The organism is Spirillospora sp. NPDC048824 (genome assembly GCF_043198455.1).
Lineage (GTDB): Bacteria > Actinomycetota > Actinomycetes > Streptosporangiales > Streptosporangiaceae > Spirillospora.
On sequence record NZ_JBICUS010000017.1, the window covers coordinates 46,463 to 70,411 of the forward strand.

The 23,949-nt window shown below is 72.2% G+C and carries 20 protein-coding genes; 12 read left to right on the forward strand and 8 right to left on the reverse strand.

Features of this window, described 5'->3' with window-relative positions:
• Positions 1-8 precede the first annotated feature (8 nt).
• Positions 9-944, reverse strand: coding sequence for an FAD binding domain-containing protein (locus ACGFIS_RS29165; protein ID WP_392973213.1), 936 nt, complete (start codon positions 942-944; stop codon positions 9-11).
• Positions 941-3,496: a molybdopterin-dependent oxidoreductase gene (locus ACGFIS_RS29170; RefSeq protein ID WP_392973215.1), complete on the reverse strand. Its 2,556-nt coding sequence runs from the start codon at positions 3,494-3,496 to the stop codon at positions 941-943. The genes ACGFIS_RS29165 and ACGFIS_RS29170 overlap by 4 nt, the downstream gene beginning before the upstream one ends.
• A 132-nt stretch (positions 3,497-3,628) precedes the next feature.
• Here ACGFIS_RS29170 and ACGFIS_RS29175 point away from each other — a divergent pair, with 132 nt between their 5' ends.
• On the forward strand, positions 3,629-4,429 hold the full coding sequence (locus ACGFIS_RS29175; protein WP_392906346.1) for an SAM-dependent methyltransferase: 801 nt from the start codon (positions 3,629-3,631) through the stop codon (positions 4,427-4,429).
• A 51-nt stretch (positions 4,430-4,480) separates the two neighbouring features.
• Here ACGFIS_RS29175 and ACGFIS_RS29180 read toward each other — a convergent pair whose 3' ends face one another.
• From ACGFIS_RS29180 to ACGFIS_RS29190, 3 genes are read right to left on the reverse strand one after another with little or no spacing between them, the layout of a single operon-like run.
• Positions 4,481-5,539, reverse strand: a complete 1,059-nt coding sequence (locus ACGFIS_RS29180) for an ABC transporter ATP-binding protein (protein WP_392973217.1) — start codon at positions 5,537-5,539, stop codon at positions 4,481-4,483.
• Positions 5,536-7,098, reverse strand: a complete 1,563-nt coding sequence (locus ACGFIS_RS29185; RefSeq protein ID WP_392973219.1) for an ABC transporter permease — start codon at positions 7,096-7,098, stop codon at positions 5,536-5,538. The genes ACGFIS_RS29180 and ACGFIS_RS29185 overlap by 4 nt, the downstream gene beginning before the upstream one ends.
• Before the next feature lie 4 nt (positions 7,099-7,102).
• Positions 7,103-8,119, reverse strand: a complete 1,017-nt coding sequence (locus tag ACGFIS_RS29190; RefSeq protein WP_392906351.1) for an iron ABC transporter substrate-binding protein — start codon at positions 8,117-8,119, stop codon at positions 7,103-7,105.
• A gap of 69 nt (positions 8,120-8,188) precedes the next feature.
• Between ACGFIS_RS29190 and ACGFIS_RS29195 the strand changes: the two genes are divergently transcribed.
• The 8 genes from ACGFIS_RS29195 (at position 8,189) to ACGFIS_RS29230 (ending at position 16,614) form a co-directional block, all read left to right on the forward strand.
• A complete protein-coding gene (locus tag ACGFIS_RS29195; RefSeq protein WP_392973221.1) occupies positions 8,189-10,729 on the forward strand; it encodes an AMP-binding protein in 2,541 nt (846 codons plus the stop codon).
• A gap of 106 nt (positions 10,730-10,835) precedes the next feature.
• Positions 10,836-12,488, forward strand: a complete 1,653-nt coding sequence (locus ACGFIS_RS29200) for a flavin-containing monooxygenase (protein WP_392906354.1) — start codon at positions 10,836-10,838, stop codon at positions 12,486-12,488.
• 107 nt (positions 12,489-12,595) lie between these two features.
• Positions 12,596-13,726 carry an FtsX-like permease family protein gene (locus tag ACGFIS_RS29205; protein ID WP_392906355.1) on the forward strand — a complete coding sequence of 377 codons (1,131 nt, stop codon included), beginning with the start codon at positions 12,596-12,598 and terminating at the stop codon, positions 13,724-13,726.
• A complete protein-coding gene (locus tag ACGFIS_RS29210; RefSeq protein ID WP_392973222.1) occupies positions 13,723-14,454 on the forward strand; it encodes an ABC transporter ATP-binding protein in 732 nt (243 codons plus the stop codon). Before ACGFIS_RS29205 ends, ACGFIS_RS29210 begins: the two co-directional genes overlap by 4 nt.
• Before the next feature lie 61 nt (positions 14,455-14,515).
• Positions 14,516-15,106 (forward strand): TetR/AcrR family transcriptional regulator, encoded by a 591-nt coding sequence (locus ACGFIS_RS29215; protein WP_392906357.1) that lies wholly within the window; start codon positions 14,516-14,518, stop codon positions 15,104-15,106.
• A gap of 129 nt (positions 15,107-15,235) precedes the next feature.
• A complete protein-coding gene (locus tag ACGFIS_RS29220) occupies positions 15,236-15,631 on the forward strand; it encodes an ArsR/SmtB family transcription factor (RefSeq protein ID WP_392906358.1) in 396 nt (131 codons plus the stop codon).
• A complete protein-coding gene (locus ACGFIS_RS29225; RefSeq protein WP_392906359.1) occupies positions 15,564-16,046 on the forward strand; it encodes an SRPBCC family protein in 483 nt (160 codons plus the stop codon). Before ACGFIS_RS29220 ends, ACGFIS_RS29225 begins: the two co-directional genes overlap by 68 nt.
• Positions 16,033-16,614 (forward strand): TIGR03086 family metal-binding protein, encoded by a 582-nt coding sequence (locus ACGFIS_RS29230; RefSeq protein WP_392906361.1) that lies wholly within the window; start codon positions 16,033-16,035, stop codon positions 16,612-16,614. Before ACGFIS_RS29225 ends, ACGFIS_RS29230 begins: the two co-directional genes overlap by 14 nt.
• 18 nt (positions 16,615-16,632) lie before the next feature.
• Here the strand turns inward: ACGFIS_RS29230 and ACGFIS_RS29235 are convergent, their stop codons facing one another.
• The 3 genes from ACGFIS_RS29235 to ACGFIS_RS29245 are packed head-to-tail and all read right to left on the reverse strand — an operon-like array spanning position 16,633 to position 19,927.
• Positions 16,633-17,250, reverse strand: a complete 618-nt coding sequence (locus ACGFIS_RS29235) for a TetR/AcrR family transcriptional regulator (RefSeq protein ID WP_392906363.1) — start codon at positions 17,248-17,250, stop codon at positions 16,633-16,635.
• A 4-nt stretch (positions 17,251-17,254) separates the two neighbouring features.
• Positions 17,255-18,388, reverse strand: coding sequence for a hypothetical protein (locus ACGFIS_RS29240; RefSeq protein WP_392973224.1), 1,134 nt, complete (start codon positions 18,386-18,388; stop codon positions 17,255-17,257).
• 15 nt (positions 18,389-18,403) lie between these two features.
• Positions 18,404-19,927 carry an NAD(P)/FAD-dependent oxidoreductase gene (locus ACGFIS_RS29245; protein ID WP_392973226.1) on the reverse strand — a complete coding sequence of 508 codons (1,524 nt, stop codon included), beginning with the start codon at positions 19,925-19,927 and terminating at the stop codon, positions 18,404-18,406.
• Positions 19,928-20,161: 234 nt separating this feature from the next.
• Here ACGFIS_RS29245 and ACGFIS_RS29250 point away from each other — a divergent pair, with 234 nt between their 5' ends.
• From ACGFIS_RS29250 to ACGFIS_RS29260, 3 genes are all read left to right on the forward strand, one after another.
• Entirely contained in the window at positions 20,162-20,857 is a 696-nt protein-coding gene (locus tag ACGFIS_RS29250) for a TetR/AcrR family transcriptional regulator (protein ID WP_392973228.1), read from the forward strand.
• Between the two features lie 268 nt (positions 20,858-21,125).
• The gene (locus ACGFIS_RS29255; protein ID WP_392906371.1) at positions 21,126-21,863 is read left to right on the forward strand and encodes an SDR family NAD(P)-dependent oxidoreductase; all 738 of its coding nucleotides are present in this window, start codon (positions 21,126-21,128) and stop codon (positions 21,861-21,863) included.
• Positions 21,864-21,922: 59 nt separating this feature from the next.
• Entirely contained in the window at positions 21,923-23,935 is a 2,013-nt protein-coding gene (locus tag ACGFIS_RS29260) for a helix-turn-helix domain-containing protein (protein WP_392906373.1), read from the forward strand.
• Positions 23,936-23,949: the final 14 nt, after the last annotated feature.

Below are 23,949 nucleotides of genomic sequence, written 5' to 3' on the forward strand. Positions count from 1 at the left end.
CGCGCCGGTCAGGGTGAAGGAGGCGGAGCCGCGCAGGCGGTGAGGGTGTCGATCAGGGTGGCGCGGAGGAGGGCCACCTTGTAGGCGTTCTGGGGCAGGGGGTCGCAGCGGGCGGTCGCCAGGTCCGCGGCGGCGGCCGCGGTCTCCTCGGTGGCGGGCTCGCCGAGCAGGGCTTCGACCACTTCGGGAAGGAGGAGGGGTGTGCGGGCCACCCCGCCCACGGCTACGGCGGCGGAGGTGATGGTGTCGCCGTCGAGGGTGAGGCGGGCGACCGCTTCGGCCAAGGGCCAGTCCGCCATCTCGCGGGCGGTGGCGCGGCGGTAGGCGGCTCGTTCGGCCGGCGTGGGCGCGGGCATGAGGACGGCCTGGAGGATCTCGGCGGGCTCCAGGCGATGGTCGCGTGTCGGGTCGCCGCCGTCCCCGTACAGCTCGGCGATGTCCAGCGGGGATCGGCCGTGGACGTCGGCGGTCGCGGCGTAGGTGAGGAGGGCCGCGGCGAGTGTGGAGGGGTGGGGGGCGATGCAGGGGCCCTGGTCGATGACGGCCGAGTACAGATGGGCGCCCTCGCGCGCCGGGCAGGTGTCGCCTCCCGTCTGGTGGCACGTGAGGCCGGGAGTGCGCAGGTACCAGCAGCGGTTGCGCTGGAGGAGGTTGCCGCCGACGGTGGCGACGTTGCGGATCTGCGGGGTGGCGATGGCGGCGGCCGTGGCGGCGAGCGCGGGATAGGCGGCGGTCAGGCGGTCGTCGGCGAGCAGGTCGGCGATGGTGGTGAGGGCGCCGATGCGGGCCGAGCCGTCCGGCCGCCAGGCGATGCCGCGCAGGCCGGGGATGCCGAGCAGGTCGACCGGGGGGCGGGTCGCCCGTGTCATGACGTCGGTGCCCCCGGCGCGCAACTCGCCGCCGGTGTCGCGGACGGCTCTGGCGGCGGCCTCGATGGCGGTCACGTGCCGATCCCCTCCAGCAGCAGGTCGGGCCGGATGGGCAGGTCGTGCGGGCGCCGGCCGGTGGCGTGTCTGACGGCGTTGCCGATCGAGGCGGCGACCGCCATGGTGCAGATCTCGCCCAGGCCGATGCCGCGGCCGGGCACGTGGTCCCAGCCCTCGGTGTGGAAGTACAGGTCGATCTCCGGAGTGTCGGCGATACCGGGGATGCGGTAATCCTCCAGGTTCGCGGTGAGGACGGTGCCGGTGGCCGGGTCGTCGTGGCGCTGCTCGAACAGGGCGTAGCCGATGCCCTGGATGATTCCGCCCTCGCACTGGTTGCGGGCCAGCCGGGGGGCGTAGATGTGGCCGGCGGCCACCCCGCTCCAGACGCGGGTGGGCCTGACGCGGCCGAGCAGGGTGTCCACCTCGACCTCGGTGACGACGACGGCTCCCGAGAAGCCCCGGCCGATGGCGAAGTGGTCCAGAGCGAAGGGCGTGACGTATCCGCGGCGGTCCCGGGGACGCCGGCCGACGACCTGGAGCCCCTCCGCCTCTCCGAGGGAGCGGGCGCCGAGGGCCTTGCGGAGGCGGCGCGCCGCGTCCTGGGCCGCCGGGGCGATGGAGGGGGTGGAGCAGCTGCTGGCGGACGTCGGCCCATAGGCGTGGTCACTGTTGCCGAGTTCGACGCGCACCTGGCCGGGCCGCAGGTCGAGCGCGGACCGCACCACCTCGGCGATCACCGAGCGGCTGCCGGTCCCGATGTCCTGGGTGGCGATGCGGGCGACCACGGCGCCCTGCTCGACCGTCAGCGAGACCTTGGTGCCCGGGTCGAGGAAGTACATGTAGTTGGCGGCGGCGACGCCCACGCCGCGGCGGAGACGGCCGTCACCGGGATCCGCGCGGTCGCGCCACATGGGCAGGGCCGCGGCCCGGTCGTACAGTGCGTGGCGCTTGGCGTTGCCGTCCCAGCGGCGGCGCAGGGCGATGGGGTCCTCGCCGCGGCGCAGCGCCACCTCGTCCACGCCTTGTTCCAGCGCCCACAGCATCGGCGGCAGGCCGGGGCCGCGGAAAGGTATGCCGGGGGCGCGGTTGGTGATGTGGTCGTAGTCGCGGATCCGGCGGGGCGCGTTGCCGTAGAAGAACCGCGAGTGCCAGGCCGCGTTGGACCCGATGGAGACGCCGGAGTCGCCGTGGGCGTCCATCGTGAAGGCCGACAGCCCGCCGTCGGCGTCGGCGAGGAGGGCCAGCTCGATGCGCACCCCGGGGCGGGTGCCGCCGTCGACGAGCTCCTCCGGCCTGCTGAGGACGACCCGGACCGGCACGCCGTGCAGGCGGGACAGTTCCACGGCCGCGACCACGTCGGAGGTGACGTTGACCTTGGACCCGAAACCGCCGCCCACATGCTCGGCCACGACGTGGACCTGCTCCGGGCGGAGCTTCCAGCGCTTGGCGGCCTGTGCGGCGACGCGGGTCACGGCCTGGGTAGACAGGTGCAGATGCAGATCACCGCCCTCCCATCGGGCCACGCAGCCGTGCGGCTCCATGCAGGTGTGGGCCTGTACGGCGGTGGTGAAGGTGGTCTCCACCAGGGTCTGGCCGTCGCCGTCGCGGGCCTTTTCGATGCGCTTCACGGCCGTGCGGCCGCGCCAGCTCATGGCGGCGGGCCCGCGTACGTTGCCGTTCCACTTGGCGGACGCGAGCGGGCCTTCGTTGGCGCGCGGAGCTCCCTTGCGGGACTCCCCGGTCGGATAGACGACGGTCTCGTCCTCCGGCGACAGCACCGCGGGCAGGACCGTGTAGCCGACCTCGACCCGCGCCGCGGCCGCGAGCGCCTCCGCCCTGGTGGGCGCGGCGACCGCGGCCACCGGCTGGCCCGCGTACCGGACGATGCGGTCCGGCGGCAGCATCTCGACCAGCGGACCGTCGTGCCGGATCTCGCCGACCTTCGCGTGCGGGTGCGGCGACCGCACGATCACGCCCTCGAACTGCCCCTCCAGGACGACGTCCGCCGTGTACCGCGCCGCGCCCGTGATCTTGCTGAGTGCCTCCACGCGTACCGGCGTCACCGTGCCCTCGCCGTGTTCGCCGTGTTCGCCGTGTTCGTCACCGTCGTGCTTGCCCGCGCACGCCGCCGCGACCGCCTCGTAGATGCCGGCGTACGCTCCGCAGCGGCACAGGTGACCCGCCAGGGCCTCGGCGATCTGCCCGCGGGACGGCTCGGCCGTGCCGTGCTCGGCCCGCCACCGGTCCATGAACGCCGCCGCCTCCACGACGAAGCCCGGCGTGCAGTAGCCGCACTGCAGCGCGTCGTGCTCGGCGAAGGCCCGCTGCACCGGATGGTCGCCGCCGAGACCCTCCACGGTCGTGATCTCGCGGTCCGCCACCGCCCCGGCCGGCATCAGGCAGCTCGCCGCCGTGCGCCCGTCCACCAGAACGGTGCAGGTGCCGCACACGCCCGTTCCGCAGGCGACCTTGGTCCCGGTCAGCCCCATCCGCTCCCGCAGCACCCGCGCCACGGTCTCCTCGGGCTCGATGCCGACGTCGACGGGCTTGCCGTTGAGGCTGAATTCCATTCGCGCTCCATGCGCCGGGCGGTGATCAGCGCCATCGTGGCACAGCGAACACCGCAGATCACTACTTTTGCCCGATGTCACCATCTAAGATCATTTTTGACGGCTTGTGCCAACGGCAGACGGGAACCACGGGTGTCGCAACAGCCAGACGTGCCGCAGGGGATCGACCCGAACACCCCGAACGTGGCTCGCATGTACGACTACGTGCTCGGCGGGAAGGACAACTTCGCCGCCGACCGCGAGCTCGCGGGCCACCTCATCGCCTCCATCCCGGACGGCGTCGAGGCCCTGCGCGCGAACCGCCGCTTCCTCGGCCGCGCCATCGCCCATATCGCCGAGCGGGGCATCGACCAGTTCATCGACCTCGGTGCGGGACTGCCCAACCAAGGCAACGTCCACGAGATCGCCCAGCGCGTCCACCCGGACGCCCACGTCGTCTACGTGGACATCGACCCGATCGTCATCGTGCACGCCCGCGCCCTGCTGGCCGCCGACGACCGCACCGCCGCGCTCCAGGCCGACATGCGCGCCCCCGAGACCGTCTTCGCCTCCGACGCCGTGGCCCGCCTCATCGACTTCGACCGCCCGGTCGGCGTCATCTTCAACGCCATGCTGCACTTCGTCACCGAGGCCGAGGATCCCGCGGGCATCGTCGGCGCCTTCACCGACCGGATGGCCCCCGGCAGCCACCTCGTCATCTCCCACAGCACCCTCGACGACCGTCCCGCCGATCTCGTCGAGATCATCGAGACCGCCTACGAGAACGCCTCGGCGCCCATGGTCTTCCGCGAGCACGACCAGATCCTGCGCCTGTTCAACGGCCTCACCCTCATCGAACCGGGCCTGGTCAAGGTCAACCGGTGGCACTCCGACGAGGAGGAGGCCGCGGCGAGCGGCGGCGCCTGGGTCTACGGCGGCGTCGCCGTGAAATGACCGCACGACCTGCCCGGCTCCGCGGGCGGTCAGCGACACCCGAGACCGGGACTACACCCGGACCTCGCCGCCGCCGGGCGGCGCCGGGTGGAAGGCGGCCCGGCCGGTGACGCGGACGCCGGTGCGGTCGCCGGGACGCAGGCGCACATGCCCGTCGACGCGGACGTCGACCGGCGTGTCGAGGCCCTCGACATCGATGGTGATCATGGCGTCGTGGCCGTAGAAGCGGACGTCGGTCACCCTCCCGCCGGGCACGGCGCCGCCGGGGTCGGTGAGCCGCAGCTGCTCGGGCCGCAGGATCACGGTCCCCTGGACGGCCTCGTCGCAGGCGCGCAGCTCGACCGGGCCCAAGGGGGTCTTCGCGGTCCCGTTCGCGGCGTCCCCCGGAAGGAGAACGGCGTCACCGACGAATCCCGCCACCCACGGATCGGCGGGGTTGCTGTAGACGTCATGTGACGGACCGCACTGCGCGACCCGCCCGTTGTGGACGACGGCCACCAGGTCGGCGATCGACAGCGCCTCCTGCTGGTCGTGGGTCACGAGCAGGGCGGTCGCGCCCGTGGCGCGCAGGGCGGCTCGGACGTCGGCCCGCACCCCGGCGCGCAGCGCGCTGTCCAGCGCGTTGAACGGTTCGTCGAGCAGCACGAGCGCAGGTTCGGGCGCCAGCGCGCGGGCCAGCGCGATCCGCTGCTGCTGCCCGCCGGACAGCTCGTGCGGCATCCGGTCGCCGTACCCGGCCAGCCCCACGAGTTCGAGCATCTCCTCGGTCCGCCGGCGGCGTGCGGCCCGGTCGGCCACTCCGAAGGCGACGTTGCGGGCCACGCTCAGATGCGGGAACAGTGCGCCCTCCTGCGGCACGATGCCGATGCGGCGCCGCTCCGGCGGGACGTGCGTCCCGGGGCCGGTGAGGAGGCGCCCGCCCACGGTGACGGTCCCGGCGTCCGCGCGGAGGAAGCCCGCGATGATGCGCAGCAGGGTGGTCTTCCCGCAGCCCGAGGGGCCGAGGACGGCGGCCAGCGAGCCGCCGGGGACGGTGAGGCCGAGCCCGTCCAGGACGGTGCTGTCCGGGCCGTACGCCTTGGTCAGGCCCTCGATCTCCAGATCGTTCATGTGCGCCTTCCGAGAAGGTACGAGGGGACGGCCGCGAGCAGGATCAGCGCGGCCGCGTACGGCGCGGCGTCGGCGTACGAGGCGACACCGGTCTCCGTCCACAGCCGGGTGGCGAGGGTGTCCATCCCGGTGGGACGCAGCAGAAGGGTCGCCGGCAGTTCCTTCATGCAGACCACGAACGTGAGCGCCGCGCCTGCGGCGATGCCGGGTGCGGCCAGCGGAACGGTGACCGACCGCAGGACCCGCAGCGGGCCGCGGCCGAGAGAGCGGGCGACGTCCTCCAGCACCGGCGGGGACTGGAGGACGGCGGCGCGGGTCGCGGCGACGGCGAGCGGCAGGAACAGCACCGCGTAGGCGCAGACCAGAAGCGGCAGTTCCTGGTACAGCGGGTTCGCGTACCGGACGGCGAAGAACACCATCGCCAGGGCGACGGTGATGCCGGGCAGAGCGTGCCCGGCGTAGGCGGCCTGCTCCAGCAGGGCCGGGAGCCGCCCCCGGTGGCGGGCGGCGACGACGCCGACGGGCAGGGCGAGGACGGTGGTGAGCGCGGCTCCGGCGGCGGCCACGCCGAGGGTGACCCCGGCGGTGTTCACCAGTGCGGCCGGGTCCCAGGTGGAGCGGTTTCCCGTCGCCAGCCAGTACGCGAGCGTGGCCAGCGGGAACACGACGGCCGCCGCGGCGACGGCCGCGCACCAGCCCAGCGACGGGGCCGTCCAGCGGCCGAGGCGCAGCGGCACCGCCGGGCGGGCCGTGCCGGTCCCGGTCCTGGCGTGCCCGCGGCGTCCGCGGGTGCGGGTCTCCAGCGCGACCAGCGCCACCGTCATCACCACAAGCACGACGCTCAGCGCCGCCGCCGGGGTGCGGTCGAAACTGGCCTGGTAGGACGTGTAGATGCCGCGGGTGAACGTGTCGTACCGCATCAGCGACACCGCGCCGAAGTCCGACAGCACGTACAACGCGACCAGCAGCCCGCCGCCTGCCGCGGCGGGGCGGAGCTGCGGGAGGGTGACGCGGAAGAACGTCCGGCCCGGCCCGAGCCCGAGCGACCGGGACGCCTCCTCCTGCGCCGGGTCGATGCCGCGCAGCGCGGCGGCGACCGGCAGGTACACGTACGGGTAGCTGACCAGCGTGAGCGACACCGCCGACCCGGCGAACCCGGCGAGTCCCGGAAGGGCCGACAGCCACGCGAACGCCGCCACATAGCTGGGCACGGCCAGCGGCAGCGTCACGACGATCGACCAGGCGCGGGCGCCGGGCAACTCCGTCCGGACGGTCAGCCACGCCAGCGAGACCCCCAGGAGCAGGCACGCCAGGACCACCGCGGCGGCCAGCGCCAGGCTCCTGGCGAGCAGCAGCGCGGTGCCCTCGGTGGTGACGACGCTCCAGGCGAATCCGAAGCCGCGCTCCAGCGCCCGCACGGCGAGATAGCCGAGCGGCAGCAAGGCCAGTGCCCCGGTCAGGGAGGCCGGGGCGAGGAGCACCCAAGGTGCGCGGGGTGCGCGGGGTGCGCGGGGTGCGCGGGGTGCGCGGGGTGCGCGGGGTGCGCGGGCCGTGGTCATCCGGTCAGACCATGCCGGCTTCCCGGAGCATCTTCAGAGTCTCCTGAAGTGACTCCAGTTCGCCGAGGTCGATCTCGGGCGCCTTCAGCGAGTCCAGCGGCGGCAGGCCGGGGGTGCTGCTGGTGACCCCGGACGCCAGCGGGTACTCCTTCGTCTCGTCGCTGAAGTAGGTCTGCGCCTCCTTGGAGAGCAGGAAGTCGATGGCCTTCTGCGCGGCCGCGGGGTGCGCGGCGCCCTTCAGCACGCCCGCACCCGCCACGTTGATCAGCGCACCGGGGTCGGCGCCGGGAAGGTAGTGGAGCTTGGCGGTGACACTGCTCTCACCCTTCTCCGCGACCCTCTCGTACCAGTAGTAGTGGTTGATCAGTCCCAGGCCGATCTGGCCGGCGTTCACCGCGTCCAGCACGGCGATGTTGTTGTCGTACGCCTTCACGCCGTTGGCCTTGAGGCCCTCCAGCCACTTGCGGGTGGCGTCGTCGCCGTCCAGGACCCGCATGCCGGTGACGAACGCCTGGAAGGACGCGTTGGTCGGCGCGTAGGCGATCTTGCCCTTCCATTCCGGCCTGACGAGGTCGCGGACGCTGTCGGGCGCCTTGGCGACGAGATTCGGGTTGTAGGCGATCACGCGGACCCGGCCGGAGAGCCCCACCCAGTCGCCCGCGCCGGAGCGGAACTGCGCCGCGACCTTGTCGAGGGACGGCTGGGGCAGCTTGGCCAGGCGCCCCTCCTTCGCGAGGGCGCCGAGCGCTCCGGCGTCCTGGGAGAAGAACAGGTCGGCCTTGGTGCCGTCGCCCTCCTCAAGGATCTGCGCGGACAGTTCGGCGCTGGCGCCGTACCGGACCTCGACGTCGGTGCCGACCGCGTCCTCCAGCTTTTCCAGCAGCGGCTTGACGAGGCCTTCGTTGCGGCCGGAGTAGATGATCAGGCCGGCGTCGGATCCCAGGCCGCAGGCCGCTCCCATCGGCAGGAAGACGGCCGCGAAGGCGAGCACGGCGGTGAAACGTCGCAGGGGGTATCGCATGGGCCAACCTCGTGATGCCGTTTCGGGGGCGGTGTCGAAACATAGGTTAGCCTTACTTAAGATGCGCCTGTGAGGCACCCCCACCTGAAGTCCCATCCGGTCCCCTTCGCCCGTGACCTGGCCGATCATGCGGACCGGCCGGCCGTCGTCACCGCAGAGGGGACGCTGTCCTACCGGGAACTGGCGGCGCGGACCGCGGCCACCGCCGACCGGCTCGGCACCGAACGCCGGCTGGTGCTGCTCGCCGGGGCCAACACGGTGGACGCCCTGGTCGTCTATCTGGCGGCGCTGGCAGGAGGGCATCCCGTCCTGCTGGTCCCGCACGACCGCTCCCTCTCGTCCCTGGTCGACCTGTACGACCCGGACGTCGTGGCCTTCCCGGACGGGACGCTCGACGAACGCCGCCCCGCCTCCGCGCACACGCTGCACCCCGAACTGGCGCTGCTGCTCAGCACCTCCGGTTCGACGGGCGCGCCGAAGCTCGTCCGGCTCTCTCAGCAGAACCTGCAGGCGAACGCGGCGTCCATCGCCGAGTACCTGGACATCCGGGAGGGCGACCGCGCCGCCACCACCCTGCCGATGTACTACTGCTACGGCCTGTCCGTCATCAACAGCCATCTGCTGCGCGGCGCCGGACTGATCCTCACCGACCGTTCGGTGACCGACGACCGGTTCTGGACGCTGTTCCGCGACGCGCGCGGGACGACGCTGGCGGGCGTGCCCTACACCTTCGACCTGCTCGACCGGGTGGGCTTCGCCGACATGAGGCTCCCTCATCTGCGGTACGTCACCCAGGCCGGCGGGCGGCTGGCACCCGACCGCGTCGCGCGCTACGCGGACCTCGGGCGGCGGCGCGGCTGGGACCTGGTCGTCATGTACGGGCAGACAGAGGCGACCGCCCGAATGGCGTTTCTTCCGCCCGACCTCGCGGCGTCCCACCCCCAGGCCGTCGGCGTGCCCATCCCGGGCGGCTCCTTCCGGCTCGAACCGCTGCCCGGCCGGCCGGACGCCGACACGGGCGAACTGGTGTACTCGGGTCCCAACGTCATGCTCGGCTACGCCCACGGCCCCGCCGACCTCGCCCTCGGCCGGACCGTCGGCGAACTGCACACCGGCGACGTCGCCCGGATCCTCCCGGGCGGCCTGTACGAGGTGGTGGGGCGGCACGGCCGGTTCCTGAAGATCTACGGCCTGCGCATCGACCCGCAGCGCATCGAGGCGACGCTCGCCCGGCACGGCCTGGCCGCGCTCTGCACGGGCGACGACGAGGGCCTGGCCGTCGCCGTGACCGGTGGCGCCGACGTCCCGCACGTCAGGCGGCTCGTCGCGGCCGAATGCGGCCTGCCCGCCCGGATGATCAGCGTGCACCCGGTGTCCGAGCTGCCCCGGCATCCGACGGGCAAGCCCGACCGCCCGGCCGTGCTGCGGATGGCGCGTCCCGGGCCGGTGCCGGCGCGTCCCGGGCCGGCACCGGCCGCGGACCTGGTCGGCCTGTACGCGCGGATCCTCGACCGGACCGGCGTGACCGAGGACGACAGCTTCGTGGACCTCGGCGGCGACTCGCTCTCCTACGTCGAGATGTCGCTCAAGCTGGAGGATGCGCTCGGGACGCTGCCCGCCGACTGGCCCACCCGCCCCATCCGCGACCTGCGGCGCCCGGCCGGGCGCTCCCGGCTGCGGACCCTGGAGACCGGCATCCTGCTGCGCGCCGTCGCGATCGTCCTCATCGCCGGATCGCACATCTCGATCTTCACCGTCCGGGGCGGGGCGCACATCCTGCTCGCGGTGGCGGGCTTCAACTTCGCCCGGTTCCACCTCACGTCGCACGGACGCGGCGAACGCCGCCGGCACGTCCTCGGCGCCCTCAACCGGATCGCCGTGCCGAGCGTCATCTGGCTCGTGGCCGCGGCACTCCTCACCGCCGACTATCACCTCGTGGACGTCCTGCTACTGAAGAGCGCGTTCGGGTACGACAGCAACTACTGGTTCATCGAGGTCATCGTCTACATCCTGCTCGCGATGGCCGCGTGGCTGAGCGTCCCGGCCCTCGACCGGTCCGAACGCCGCGCCCCCTTCGGCTTCCCCCTCGCGCTGCTGTCGGCCGCCCTGGTCGTCCGCTACGACTTCTTCGGCCTTTCGGACCTCCCGGACGCGATCACCGCACTGTGGATGTTCCCCCTGGGGTGGGCCGCGGCGAAGGCGGCCACCACCGCGCGGCGGTCGCTGGTGACCGTGACCGCGCTCGCCACCGTCCCCGGCTACTTCGGGTCGGGCGAAACGCTGCGGGAGATCATCGTGATGGGCGGTGTGGCACTGCTGATCTGGGTTCCCGCACTGCCGAGCACCGCCCTGTTCAACCGGCTCGCCGGGATGCTCGCCGGTGCATCGCTGTACATCTACCTCGTCCACTGGCAGATCTATCCGCTGCTGGAGGGCCATTCCCGGTTCCTGGCCCTCCTCGCCTCCCTGGCGGGCGGAGTGGCCTACGCGGCCGCCGCCGCACGGATCCTGCGGCATGTGCGACGTTCCGACCGTCCGGGAGGGCGTGAAGGAAATCATTCGCTGCCTCAAAAGACTGCGGTGCGTTTATCACATGGCGTGACCGTGTGACTTCAGGCCACTGGAAGTGACCCTTCTCGCCCTGTCCCGGAGATAGCATTCATGCTTCTGGTTGCTGAATGTGTCACCCGTCGGACTCTCGAGAGGAAATCCAAGGATGACCCAGGCGTCACCGCATCCGCAGCAGGTCGCCGAGCAGAACCCGCGTGAAGTCGACGCGGTCGTGGTCGGTGCCGGACTGTCCGGCCTGTACATGCTGCACAAGCTGCGTGGGCTCGGCCTGTCTGTGCAGGTCTACGACAGGGGTGAGGGCGTCGGCGGCACGTGGTTCTCGAACCGCTATCCCGGGGCGCGCGTCGACGTGAAGAGCATGGATTACGCCTACTCGTTCGATCCGGAACTGGCGCAGGAATGGGAGTGGACCGAGAAGTACCCTGCTCAGGAGGAACTGCTCAGATACATCGAGCACGTCGCCGACCGCTTCGACCTGCGTCCGCACATCCGGCTCCGGACCCGGGTGACCGAGGCCGTGTTCGATGAGGGCGCCGAGCGCTGGCACGTGCGCACCGACCGTGGCGGACGGGTGTCGGCCCGATACCTGATCATGGCGACCGGCTGCCTGTCGACGTCCAAGCTGCCGGAGATACCCGGGCTGGAGGGCTACCGCGGCCACTGGTACCACACGGCGCACTGGCCCGAGGAGGGCGTGGACTTCACGGGGAAACGGGTCGCGGTGATCGGTACGGCGTCCTCGGGAGTGCAGGTCATTCCGCTTATCGCCGAGCAGGCCGCACAATTGACGGTGTTCCAGCGGACGCCCAATTTCGTGATACCCGCGAACAACCATCCGCTCGATCCGGAAGACCGGCGGTCGGCGAAGGCGCGCCACGCCGAAATGCGCAGGGCGAACCGCGAGTCCGGATTCGGTGTCGCGTTCCCCGAGGCGACCAAAGGTGCGATGGAGGTGTCGGACGAAGAGCGCGACGGCTACTACCGCAGAGTCTGGTACGACGAGGACAACAGTCTCGTCAGCCTGCTCAGCGGCTACAACGACCTGATCATCAACAAGGAGTCCAACGACACCATCGCGCAATTCGTCCGCGACCGGATCGCCGAGGTCGTCGACGATCCCGAGGTCGCCGAGGAGTTGCAGCCCAGGGACCATCCGCTGGGCGCCAAACGCCCCTGTCTGGGCACGAACTACTACGAGACGTTCAACCGGCCTAACGTGAGCCTCGTCAATGTCCGCAGGACACCTCTCGTGGAGATCACGCCCGCCGGCATCCGCACGACGGAGGACGAATTCGCCTTCGACGCGCTCGTGTTCGCGACGGGGTTCGACGCGATGACCGGCGCGCTCATGGCCGTCGACATCCGCGGGCGCGACGGGGTCCGGCTCGCCGAGAAGTGGGCGGAGGGGCCGCGCACCTATCTGGGGATCGCGGTGGCCGGGTTCCCCAACCTGTTCACGATCACCGGCCCCGGCAGCCCGTCGGTGCTCTCCAACATGACCGTCTCGATCGAGCAGCACGTGGAGTGGGTGGGCGACGCGATCGCCGCGATGCGAGCCCGGGGCAAGCAGGCGATGGAGGCGACCGCCGAGGCCGAGGACGCCTGGACCCGGCACGTCGACGACGTCGCGCAGGCGACGCTCTACCCGGCCGCCGACTCCTGGTACATGGGCTCGAACGTGCCCGGCAAGCCCCGGGTGTTCATGCCCTACCCCGCCGGCGTCGGGCTGTATCGCCAGAAGTGCGACGAGGTCGCCGCCACCGGCTACGAGGGATTCGAGCTCACCGACCGACAGTGATGATGCGGGTGACGAAGATCCCTGTTTAGGCGGCCCCCGGACGGTTTGCCGACATGGTGTTGATATCTTGGCGACATGATGTCGATAAGCGGTCCGGGGGCGCCCTGATGTTCCTGGCACTACGCGAACTGCGCTTCGCCCGGGTCCGGTTCGGGCTGATGGGGGCCGTCATCGCCCTGATCTCGGTCCTCATGGTCATGCTGTCCGGGCTGTCGGAGGGGCTGGTCAAGGACGGAGTGTCCGGCCTGCAGAACATTCCCGTGACCTCGTTCGCGTTCGAACGGGACGTCCAGCACGACGCGGCCTTCTCCCGGAGCGTCGTGGACGTGTCCGCGGTCGAGAAGTGGCGGGACCGTCCGGGCGTCGCGGACGCGGCCCCCTACGGCAACCTGCTCGTCAACACCGAGGGGCAAAGGGGCACCGAGATCGACCTCGCGCTGTTCGGGGTGCGGCCCGACTCCTTCCTGGCCCCCCAGGTGGACGAGGGAGCCCGGCTGAACGAGCCCGACGGCGTCGTCGTGAGCGCGACGGCCCTCGACGCCGGGCTCCGGGTCGGCGACACGATCACCGTCGACCGGCTCGGGACGCGGCTGCGGATCGTCGGCTCCACCGGGCGGCAGGACACCTTCGGGCACGTCGACATCGGTTATGTGCCGCTCGCGACCTGGCAGCGCCTCAAGGCGGGGGTGGGCCCGGACGACCCGATGCCCGAGCACGCCACCCGCGACATCACCGCGGTGGCGGTGCAGGCGGAGCCCGGCGCGACGGTCGACCTCGCCGCCGGGGACCGCGCCGCCGGCACCGAGAGCCTCACGATCGACGAGTCCTTCGGCGCGTCCCCCGGCTACACGGCCGAGACGACCACCCTCCAGCTCATCCAGGGCTTCCTCTATGCGATCTCGGCGCTGGTCGCGGGCGCCTTCTTCGCCGTCTGGGCGATCCAGCGCAGGCACGAGGTCGCCGTGCTGCGCGCCATGGGCGCGTCCGGAGGGTGGGTGCTGCGGGACGCGTTGACGCAGGCGTTCATCCTCCTCCTCGCGGCCGTCGCGGTCGGCGCGGCGATCGGCGTCGCGCTCGGCGCGCTCATGACCGGCGGCGGCGTCCCGTTCGCGCTCAGCGCGCCGAACGTGGCGGCGGCCGCCGCCGGGCTCATCGTCCTCGGACTCGCCGGGGCCGGCGCCGCCGTCGCCCGGATCGCCTCGATCGACCCCGCCACCGCACTCGGAGGAAACCGATGATCGGCAGGAGCACGCCGGACGAGGAGACGCGCGCCCGCGCGGACGTGCCCGGCAACGCGGGGCTCGTCCTGGACGGCGTCCATCTGCGGCACGGCGACGGCGACGAGATCGTGCAGGCCCTCGACGACGTCTCCCTCGCCGTGGCGCCCGGCCGGCTGGTCGCGATCGTCGGCCCGTCCGGCGCGGGCAAGTCGAGCCTGCTCGCGGTCGCGGGCGGGTTGGCCCGGCCGGACGGCGGCACCGTCATGGTGGCCGGGCACGACATGACGGCGGCCGGCCGGCGCGGACGGGCCGCGCTGCGCCGCGAGCACATCGGGTTCGTGTTCCAGTCCGGCAACCTGATCCCGGCGCTGACGGCCGCGGACCAGCTCCGGCTTCCGAACCGGTTCCGGCCGCGGCGCGCGCGGGCCGGCCGGGACCCGCTCGAACTCCTCGCCGACGTGGGCATGGCGGACAAGAAGAACCGGTACCCGCACCAGCTGTCGGGCGGGGAGCGGCAGCGGGTCGGCATCGCGCGGGCCCTCGCGACCGCCCCGAGCGTCCTGCTGGTCGACGAGCCCACGGCGGCCCTCGACCGGGCGCGCAGCCACGACGTCGTCCGGCTGCTCGCGGCCGAGACGCGGCGGCGGTCCGTGGCGACCGTCATGGTCACCCACGACCATGACGTCCTGGAACACTGCGACACGGTGCATGAAATGATCGACGGCCGCCTCACCGGGGCCGCCTAGCGCGGGCCCGCCGCTCGCGTGCGCGGGGGCGGCGGCCGTCGAGACGACGAAAGGGGGGCGCGTGCCGAGGATCCGGGCGGCGACCGTCGCCGAGCACCGGGCCGCCCAGCGGGCCGCACTGCTGGACGCGGCCCGCGACCTGCTCGCCGAGAACGCGGAGGACACCGAGCGGGCGCCGAGCCTGGCGGACGTCGCGCGCCGGGCCGGGCTCGCGCGCTCCAGCGTGTACTCGTACTTCACGTCGCGGGACGACCTGCTCGACGCCCTGATCGTCGACACGTTCCCGCGGTGGGCGGCGTACGTCCGGGAGCGGATGGAGAAGGCGTGCACGCCCGGCGAACGGGTGCTCGCCTACGTCGACGCGAACCTCCACCTCGTGGCCCGCGGCGATCACGCGCTGGCACGGGCACTGGCCGCGACCAGCCGCACCGACACGCTGGCGAAGTCGAGCCGGCTGCTCCACGACGACCTGGCGTCCCCGCTCCGCACGGCCCTGACGGAGCACGGCGCGCCCGATCCCGTGCGGACGGGCGAGCTCGTCCAGTCGATCGTCTACACGCTCAGCCGGATGATCGAGGACGGCCTGGCCGAGGCTTCGGCGCAGCGGCTCGGCCACGAGCTGCTCACCCCCTACCTGCGCGACGCGACCTGACGAACGGGTCCACCACCCCACGAAACGCAGCCCTTTCAACCGTGCGGTTGACGGGTCGGTGAGTCGCGGCCTACGCTTGTTTCAACCGTTGAGTTGAAAACTGCCGTTGAGTTGAGAACCGGAGGGGCGATGACCGCGGACGCGCTGTCCCGAGTCTTCGCCGCTCTCGCGGATCCGACCCGGCGCGACATGGTCGCCCGGCTCTCGGAGGGCGAGGCGACGGTGAGCCGGCTGGCCGAGCCGTACCGGATGTCGCTGCAGGCCGTCTACAAGCACTTGCGGGTGCTCGAGGACGCCGGGCTCGTCAGCCGGCCGCCGGGGCCGCAGCCTCGGCCGGTGCGCCTGGAGGTCCATGCCCTCGACCTGATGGACACCTGGATCGAGCGCCACCGGACCCGCGTCGAGCAGCGCTACCGCCGCCTGGACGCCGTCCTGGCGGAGATGAGGGGAGACGAGCATGCACAAGATCACGGAGACGGTCATCGAAGCGGACCCGGCGCTGCCGGTCATCCGGATGGCGCGTGACTTCGCGGCGACGCCCGAGCAGCTGTTCCGGGCCCACACCGACCCGGCGCTGTACGCCCGGTGGGTGGGGCCCGACGCCACGACCGTCCGGATCGACCACTGGGACGCCCGTACCGGCGGCAGCTGGCGGTACGTCTCGGTGCACGACGGCACGGAGTACGGGTTCCACGGCTGCTTCCACGAGGTCCGGCCGGACCGTATCGTGCAGACCTTCACGTTCGAGGGCATGCCCGACGACGTCGCGCTGGAGACGCTGTGGTTCGAGGACCTGGGCGAGGGCCGTACGCGGCTGCGGGCGCAGTCGCTGGTCGACAGCATCGACGTCCGCGACGCGTGGCTGCGCAGCGGCATGGAGACCGGTGTCAACGAGGGCTACGCCAAGCTGGAGAGGATGCTCGCCGATGGCTCTGTCTGACCGCCCGGCCGAGCGGCACCGGCGGATCGCCGGGCTGTTCACGGACCGGGTCCGCGGCGCCCGGTCCTGGGACGCGCCGTCCCCGGTGGCCGACTGGACCGCCCGCGACGTCGTGCGTCACCTGACCGAGTGGTTCCCCGCGTTCCTGGCCTCCGGCGCCGGCATCGAACTGTCCCGCGGACCGTCGGTGGACGAGGATCCGGTCGCCGCGTGGCAGGTTCACTGCGACGCGGTGCAGGCGGTGCTGGACGATCCGGAGACCGCGGACCGGAAACTCACGAACCCGCACCTCGGCACCCTGCCCCTGGACGCGGCGATCGACCGGTTCTACACCGCCGACGTGTTCATGCACACCTGGGATCTGTCCAGGGCCACCGGCCAGGACGACCGGCTGGACCCCGGCTTCTGCGCCCAGCTCCTCGGCGGGATGGAGGAGATGGAGGAGGTCCTCCGCTCCTCCGGCCAGTACGGCCCCCGCGTGGAGGTGCCCGGCGATGCGGACGTCCAGGCCAGACTGCTGGGCTTCATCGGCCGGGACCCGTTCTGGCAGGGCCCGGACGTGACCTGACCCTGGCCGGAGGCGCGCTCAGCCGTGGACGGAGACCGATGGCCGGCGCAATGCCGGGGCCAGCCAGCGGTGGAGGAGGGCGCGGAGGTCGGCGTCCTCCTGAGGGGGCTCGCCCGGGTGCTGCAGCAACGACGCCAGCAGCCGCATGATGATCTCGGCGAGGCCGTTGAGGTCGTCCTCGCCGACGCCGGCGGCCTCCCAGTCGACGGGGTAGCGCTTCAGCATCTGGGCGCCGTAGGCGATGGCGTCGCCGGTGGTGATCCCGCGGCCGAAGGCGCCGGAGTCCCCGAGCTGCAGCAGCAGGCTCAGCTGCGGCTCGGTCGGGATCGTCCGCACGCAGAAGACCATGCCCTCGACCACGGCCTCGGCCGGATCGGCGATCCCCTGGAGGTGGGCGACGAGCCGGTCGACGAACGACTCCGCGCCCTGGGCCGCCACCTCGCCGATGATGTCGCTGATCCGGTCGAAGTGGCGGTAGACGGTCTGGCGGGTGACGCCGAGCTCGCCGGCGACGTCGGACAGGGTCGTCTTCGCGACGCCGTGCCTGTCGAGGCAGCGGGCGGTCGCGTCGATGATGCGCTGCCGGGCCTCGGCATTGGACGCGGGAGGCCGGCCTCCCCAGCCGTGGTGCGACATGGCCCTAGGATCCCACAGGCCGCGCGGCCGGTCGTGACCTCGTCGCGCGGAGCGTGACCAGGATGAACGCGGTCGCGGCGGCCGCGCAGAGCGCGGCGTACCACAGGCTGCCGACCGGCGTGCCCTCCTCGGTGACGCCGTCGGCCGACGCGAAGTACGCCGGCAGCGCGATCAGCCACAGGACGACGTGGACGGCGAGGTATGCCGCCGGGTAGGTCCGCGCGAACAGCGGCGACGCCGCCGCCGGGGCCGCCGCGTCGGCGCGCACCGCACGCCAGGCGTCCACGAGCAGGCAGAGGCCGGCGATCCAGACCACGGCGAGTTCGGCGCCGAGGACGGCCCGCTGGATTCCGAGCCGGTCCTCGCCGCGGAAGGCGCCGCTGGGCGCGCTCACGATGATCATCGCCAGCGGCGTCACGGCGCCGGCGACGGCGGTGCGCCAGGCGATCCGCGGGCCGGTGAACGCGGCGCGGCCGTCCTCCGGTCCGACCAGGCGGACCACGAGGTAGGTCATCGCGCCGAAGGAGACCGAGGCGAACAGGAGCATGCTGTTCATCGGCACCGAGGCGAGCGCCGGCTGATTGATCATCTCGTTGCCGGGGTTCCACGCCCACCACTTCAGCTGGGGGCCGAGGTGGTCGAAGATCTCGTAGAAGACCTGGCAGGCGAACGCGACCGCCACCGAGCCGACCAGCGGCCCCCGCCGCGCGAAGACGCCCAGGGACCGGACGATCTCGTAGGCGAGCTGCGACAGCGCGGGATAGAAGGCCACGATGTAGAGCGGCAGCCGGTCGTACATGAACTGCACGGTGAACACGTTGTGGGAGAAGATGAAACCGACGTGCTCCTCCAGGCCGAACCAGCCCGGGAAGTACAGCGGCGGCTCGATCACGGCGAGGTAGACGACCGAGGCGAACCACAGCGAGATGTTGACGGGATGGCCGTCGCGCCTCCACCGCCGCCACGCGTGGACGAGGGCGAACACCGCACCGCCGACGATGAGCAGTTCGAGGACGAGCATGGTGCCGTTCTCGAGGCCGAACGGGTCGCGGAAGGTCACGATCGGGTTCGCGTCGTGGCAGGAGAAGCCGAGTCCTTCGGCGACGCGCTCGGCCGCCGAGTCACAGGTGTGGTCCATCGCTCGCTTCCCGGGTCAGGCGCCGACGCGGTCGCCGCCGCGGCCGGCTCCGGTGGACGACCCGCTCGCGGGGCCGGTGTAGCCGGTGTAGTCCGTGCCGGGCGGGTCCTGCCGGTCGTCGAACCCGCCGGGCACGACCGTGCGGCCGAGCCGCTGACGCAGCTTGTAGCGCGCGATGCCGAACCAGAACCGCGGATCGGCGGCCATCTCCCTGAGCGACCTGTCGAGGTTGAACACCTGCGCGAACGTCCGCTCGACGTAGGCGTCCTCGCGGCTCGCGGCGTTGATGGCGTTGAAGATCGGCCAGCTCAGGCGCGCCGCCATCCTGCGGCGCCAGGCGGGCGCGATCTCGGTCCCGGTCGCGAAGTCGTAGGCCTGGTCGCGGGCCATCGCCAGCATCCAGGGCACGTCGAGGGACTTCTTCTGCCGGTCGAGGAACTCGCGGAAGAAGGCGAGGCCGTCGGCGTCGCGGTCGCGCAGCAGTTCGCCGAGGATGAGCGCGGAGCGGGCGGCCGAGCTCATCCCCTGGGCGTAGAACGGGTTGAAGGCGCAGATCGAGTCGCCGACGCAGACCAGCCCGATCGGGGGCACGTCGAGCAGGTCGAAGCGGCGCCACTTGTTCCCGGTCGCGCGGGTCAGGTGCACCTCGGAGGTCGGGGTGCAGGCGCGGGTCGCCCGGCCGAAGGCCGCGGCCCGGACACGGTCAGCCCCGGCCTCGAACGCGTCGGCCTTGCGCGGCATCTCGATGCCCCACGACCCCATGCACACGATGGCCCGGTCGCCCTCGATCGGGAAGAAGTTGCTGAGGAAATCGTGCTCGTCGGGGTGGTCGCCTGTGTCCTGGGTCGGGGTGACGACCAGGTGCTTCCACCACCACGACGCCGGGCGCCGGTCGGCGGAGGGCAGGTCGTACCACCGCGAGGTGTAGGTGACCTTGGCGTCGAGGGTCTTCTCCGGTGGCGCGGACCAGCCGGCTCCGCTGAGCCAGTCGGCGACGGACGAGCCACGGCCCAATGCGTCGACGACCAGGTCGGCGGCCAGGTACGGCTCTTCGCCGCCGGCGGTGCGGTACTCGACCCCCTCGACGCGGCCTCGCGCGGTGCCGGCCTCCGTGGAGCGGAGCCCGGTGACGGTCGTGCCCTCGCGGATCTCGATGGCCGGCAGCTCGCGGATCTTCTCGCGCAGCACCCGCTCGATGAGCACCCGGGAGCTGTAGACCATCGTCATCGATCCGGACTTGCGCGGGGCCCAGCCGTCGTTCTCGCAGTAGGCCGCGTCCATCGACGGCATGAGGTGCAGTCCGCCGGCGGCGATCAGCGCCTCCTCGAACCCGGGGAAGATCGCGTCGATCGCGCGGCGGCCGGAGTTGAGGAGGAAGTGCGGGTGCTTGCTCTGCGGTACGCCGCGGCGGTGCTCGGCGCCCGGCGGGAGCCGGTCGCGCTCCAGGACGATCACCTTGTCGTAGTGCTTCGCGAGCGCTCCCGCGGCGCACAGCCCCGCCACGCTTCCGCCGAGCACCACAGCCGTCTCTCGCCGCATCCCGATCACCTCATTCATACAGAATATGGATGAATGTATGACTCGGATCGGGACGGGTCAACCGGCTCAGTGGTGAACGGGCCAACGCCGTGGGTGTGAGTAAGCGCATAGTCACCACTAGGATGTGCATGCCGAGGTCGCAGCGGCCGCGCATCGTGACGGAAACCCAGGGCGGACGGCTCCGCGAGCGGCGTCGATACCCTGCATCGGACTCGAAGGAGGCGAGAGTCGCGGATGGCCAGACGGCAGGCCCGATTCACCGCACAGGATCTGGCGGACGACCCCCGGCTGAGGGACCACTCCCCTGATCTCTGGCGGGTGGAGCTCGGAGAAGTGCAGCGCGGACTGTTGACGTCGGCGGTGCGCTGCTTCGCCGCGAACGGTTTCCACGCCACGACCACGCGCGACATCGCCGAGGGCGTCAGCCTCAGCCCGGCGGCGCTCTACGTCCACTTCCCGTCGAAGGAACTGGTCCTGTTCGAGATCATCCGAGTCGGCCATGAGCAGGCCCTGGCGTGCGTCCAGGACCCACTCGTCCCGGCCGCGGCGAACCCGGCGGACCGGCTGCGCGCCATCATCGCGGCGTACACCGCGTGGCATGCCCGCCATCATGTGGTCGCGCGCGTCTGCCAGATGGAGCTGGCCGGCCTGACGGCCGAGCACTACGACGAGGTCCTGGAGCTGCGCCACCGGACGAACGAGTTCTTCCGCGACGCCGTCGCCCGCGGAGTCTCCGACGGGTCGTTCGCGCAGGTCGACGTCAAGCGGGTCACGCGCGCGATGCTGTCGCTGAGCATCGATCTCGTCCGCTGGTACCGGCTCGACGGCGACGACTCGCCCGAGCAGCTCGGCGAGTTCTACGCCGACCTCGCATTGAAGCTGGTCACCCGCGACGAACCCGGCCGCCGCACCGCGCCCGGGGCGCGGTAGCCGCACGGCCGTCCGGCAAGCCCCGCGGATACCGCCGGTCAGGTCGTCCCTGACCCGTGAGCGGAGCGTCCGGTGATCCTTGACACGCCTTCCCCCCGTGGGTAACTATGCGCTTAGTCAGTTGCTCCGGAGGTCCCCTTCCTCCGAGGACGAGGAGAAGCCCCATGCTCCGCACTCGAAACGAGCACGACGGCACCGATGACCGCCCGCCCGCGCCGCCCCCGTCGACCGCCGGCCGCGGTACCGCCGAAGCCGGGCGGCCGTCCTGATGGCGAATCTGACCTTCGACTTCACCGGCCGGATCGTCGTCGTCACCGGCGCGGCCCGCGGCGTCGGCCGGGCCGTCGGGGAGCACTTCCACAACGCCGGCGCGACGGTGTACCTGGTCGACTCCGACGCCGAAGAGATCAAGGTCGCCGAGAGGGAGACCGGTGCGGTGGGCCTGGTCGCCGACGTCTCCGACACCGCCCAGGTGACCGGCGTGGTGGAGCGGGTCGTCGCGAACACCGGCCGCATCGACGTGCTGGTCAACAACGCGGGCATCCTGCGCGACGGAGTGCTGTGGAAACTCTCGGACGAGGACTACGAGGCCGTGATGGCCGTCCACGCCGGCGGCACCTTCCGGTTCACCCGCGCCGCCGTGCCCCACTTCCGCAGGCAGGGCGCGGGCCGGATCATCAACGTCACCTCCTACACCGGGCTCCGGGGCAACCCCGGGCAGTCCAACTACGCCATGGCCAAGGCCGGAATCATCGGGTTCACCAAGACGGCGGCCAAGGAGCTCGCACGGTTCGGCGTGACGGTGAACGCGATCTCGCCCAACGCGCAGACCCGCATGATCGCCTCCATCCCCGCCGAGAAACTGGCCCGGCTCACCGCGGTGACGCCGATGGGCCGCTTCGCCGACGCGTCGGAGATAGCCGAGGCCGTCGCCTTCCTCGCCTCGGACGAGGCTTCCTACATCACCGGTGTCGTGCTCCCCGTCGACGGAGGAATCTCGCTGTGACGTCGCGGTGCGTCGTGCGGTGACGGCCGGCGCGCCGGTTCCATTCAACGGAGGACGGAATGCGCATTGACGGACGAGCGCTGATGGACAGGGCGCCGACCGACCGGACACGAACGAACGGAACACCGGCGAACGGAACACCGGCGAACGGGACGGTGCACGTACAGCCGGCGACGACTCCCCTCCCCTCCGCCGTCTTCCTCGATCTGCTGGCGCGCGAGGCCCCGCCCGCCGATTTCGACGGGCCGCTGGTGACGGCCCGCGCGGCGGGTGCGGGCCCCGATGCGCTCGCCCAGCTGGAGGCCGCCAAGCTCGCGGCGCTTCGGGTGCGCGCCATCATGCAGCGGTACGCCCGCCGCGAGGCCGAGCTGTCCGCACTGTTCGACACCGCCGGCGAACTGGCCGGGCTGCACGACCCCGATGCGATCCTGGACGGGATCGTGCGGCGCGCCCGGTGGCTGCTGAACGCCGACATCGCCTACCTGACGCTGAACGACGACGAGCGCGGCGACACCTGCATGCGGGTGACCGACGGATCGGTCTCGGCGGCGTTCCGGCGGCTGCGGATCCCGCTGGGCGACGGGCTGGGCGGCCTGGTGGCGCAGACGGCGATGCCCTACAGCAGCGACGACTACCTGAAGGATCCGCAGTTCCGGCACCGCGCCTTCATCGACGAGGCGGTGGCCGAGGAGGCGCTGGTGGCGATCCTCGGCGTGCCGATGCGGCTGGGCGGCCGTGTGATCGGCGTGCTGTACGCGGCGAACCGCAGCGAGCGTCCGTTCGACCAGGAGAAGGCGGTGCTGCTGGGGTCGCTGGCCTCGTACGCCGCCGTGGCCATCGACAAGGCACGGCTGCTGGAGGAGACCCGCACGGCGCTGAAGGATCTGGACACGGCGGGCGCGAAGGCCAGGGCGCGCGGCGTCGCGGTCGAGCGGGCCGCGCAGGCGCACGAACGCATGACCGCGCTGGTGGTCCGCGGCGGCGGTGCCGCGGACGTGGCGGCGGTGGTCACCGAGGTGCTGGGCGGGAGCCTGCACGTCCTGGACGCCGACGGCCGCACGCTGGCCGCCTCCGGTGATCCGGCGCCGCTCGCCGAGGACGAGCTCTCCCGCGTCATGGTCACCGCCCACTCCCCCGGCACGCGGGGACGCACAGTGCGGCGCGGCGACCTGTGGGTCGCGTCGGTGTCCACCGGCGAGGAGGTGCTCGGCGCGCTGGTGCTGCGCACGGCGGCGGAGGTCTCCGACGCCGACCGGCGCATCCTGGAACGCGCGGCGCTGGTCACGGCGCTGCTGATGCTGCTGCGGCGCAGCGTCACCGAGGCCGAGGCGCGGGTACGCGGCGAACTGCTGGACGATCTGCTGGACGGGCGCGTGGACGGCGGTGAGGCGTTCGAGGCGCGGGCCCGCCGGGCGAACCTCGACCTTGAAGCCCCGCATGTCGTGCTGTCGGCCCGCTGCGCCTCGCCCGGGCATCGCGGGCGCGCCGCGTTCTGGGCGTCCTCGTACGCCGCGGTGTCGCGGGGCTTGGCGGCGGCGCGCCGCGAGGAGGTCGTCCTGCTGCTGCCGGGCGACGAGCCCGGCCAGATCGCCGACCAGGTCGCCAAGGAGCTGCGCACCGCGCTGGCGGCGCCGGTCACCGTCGGCGCGGCCGGGCCGGTGCGCGGTCCCTCCGGGGTCGCCGGCGCTCACCGGGAGGCGCGCCGCTGCGCCGACGCGCTGGTGGCCCTCGGCCGCCGGGACGGCGGTGCGGACGCCCGCGAACTGGGCTTCGTCGGCCTGCTGATCGGCGCCGACCGCGATGTCGGGGGTTTCCTGCGCACGACGCTCGGCCCGGTGCTCGACTACGACACCCGCCGGGGGACGTCACTGACCGGGACGCTGGAGGTCTACTTCGACACCGGATGCAGCCTGTCCAGAACCGCCGAGCGCCTGCACATCCACGTCAACACCGTCACCCAGCGGCTCAACCGCGTCGGCCGCCTGCTCGGCGACGGCTGGCAGGAGCCCGGCCGGGCCCTGGACATCCAACTGGCCATCCGCCTCCACCACCTTCAAGGGCCACGGAGCTGAGCTCTCCCCCAGGA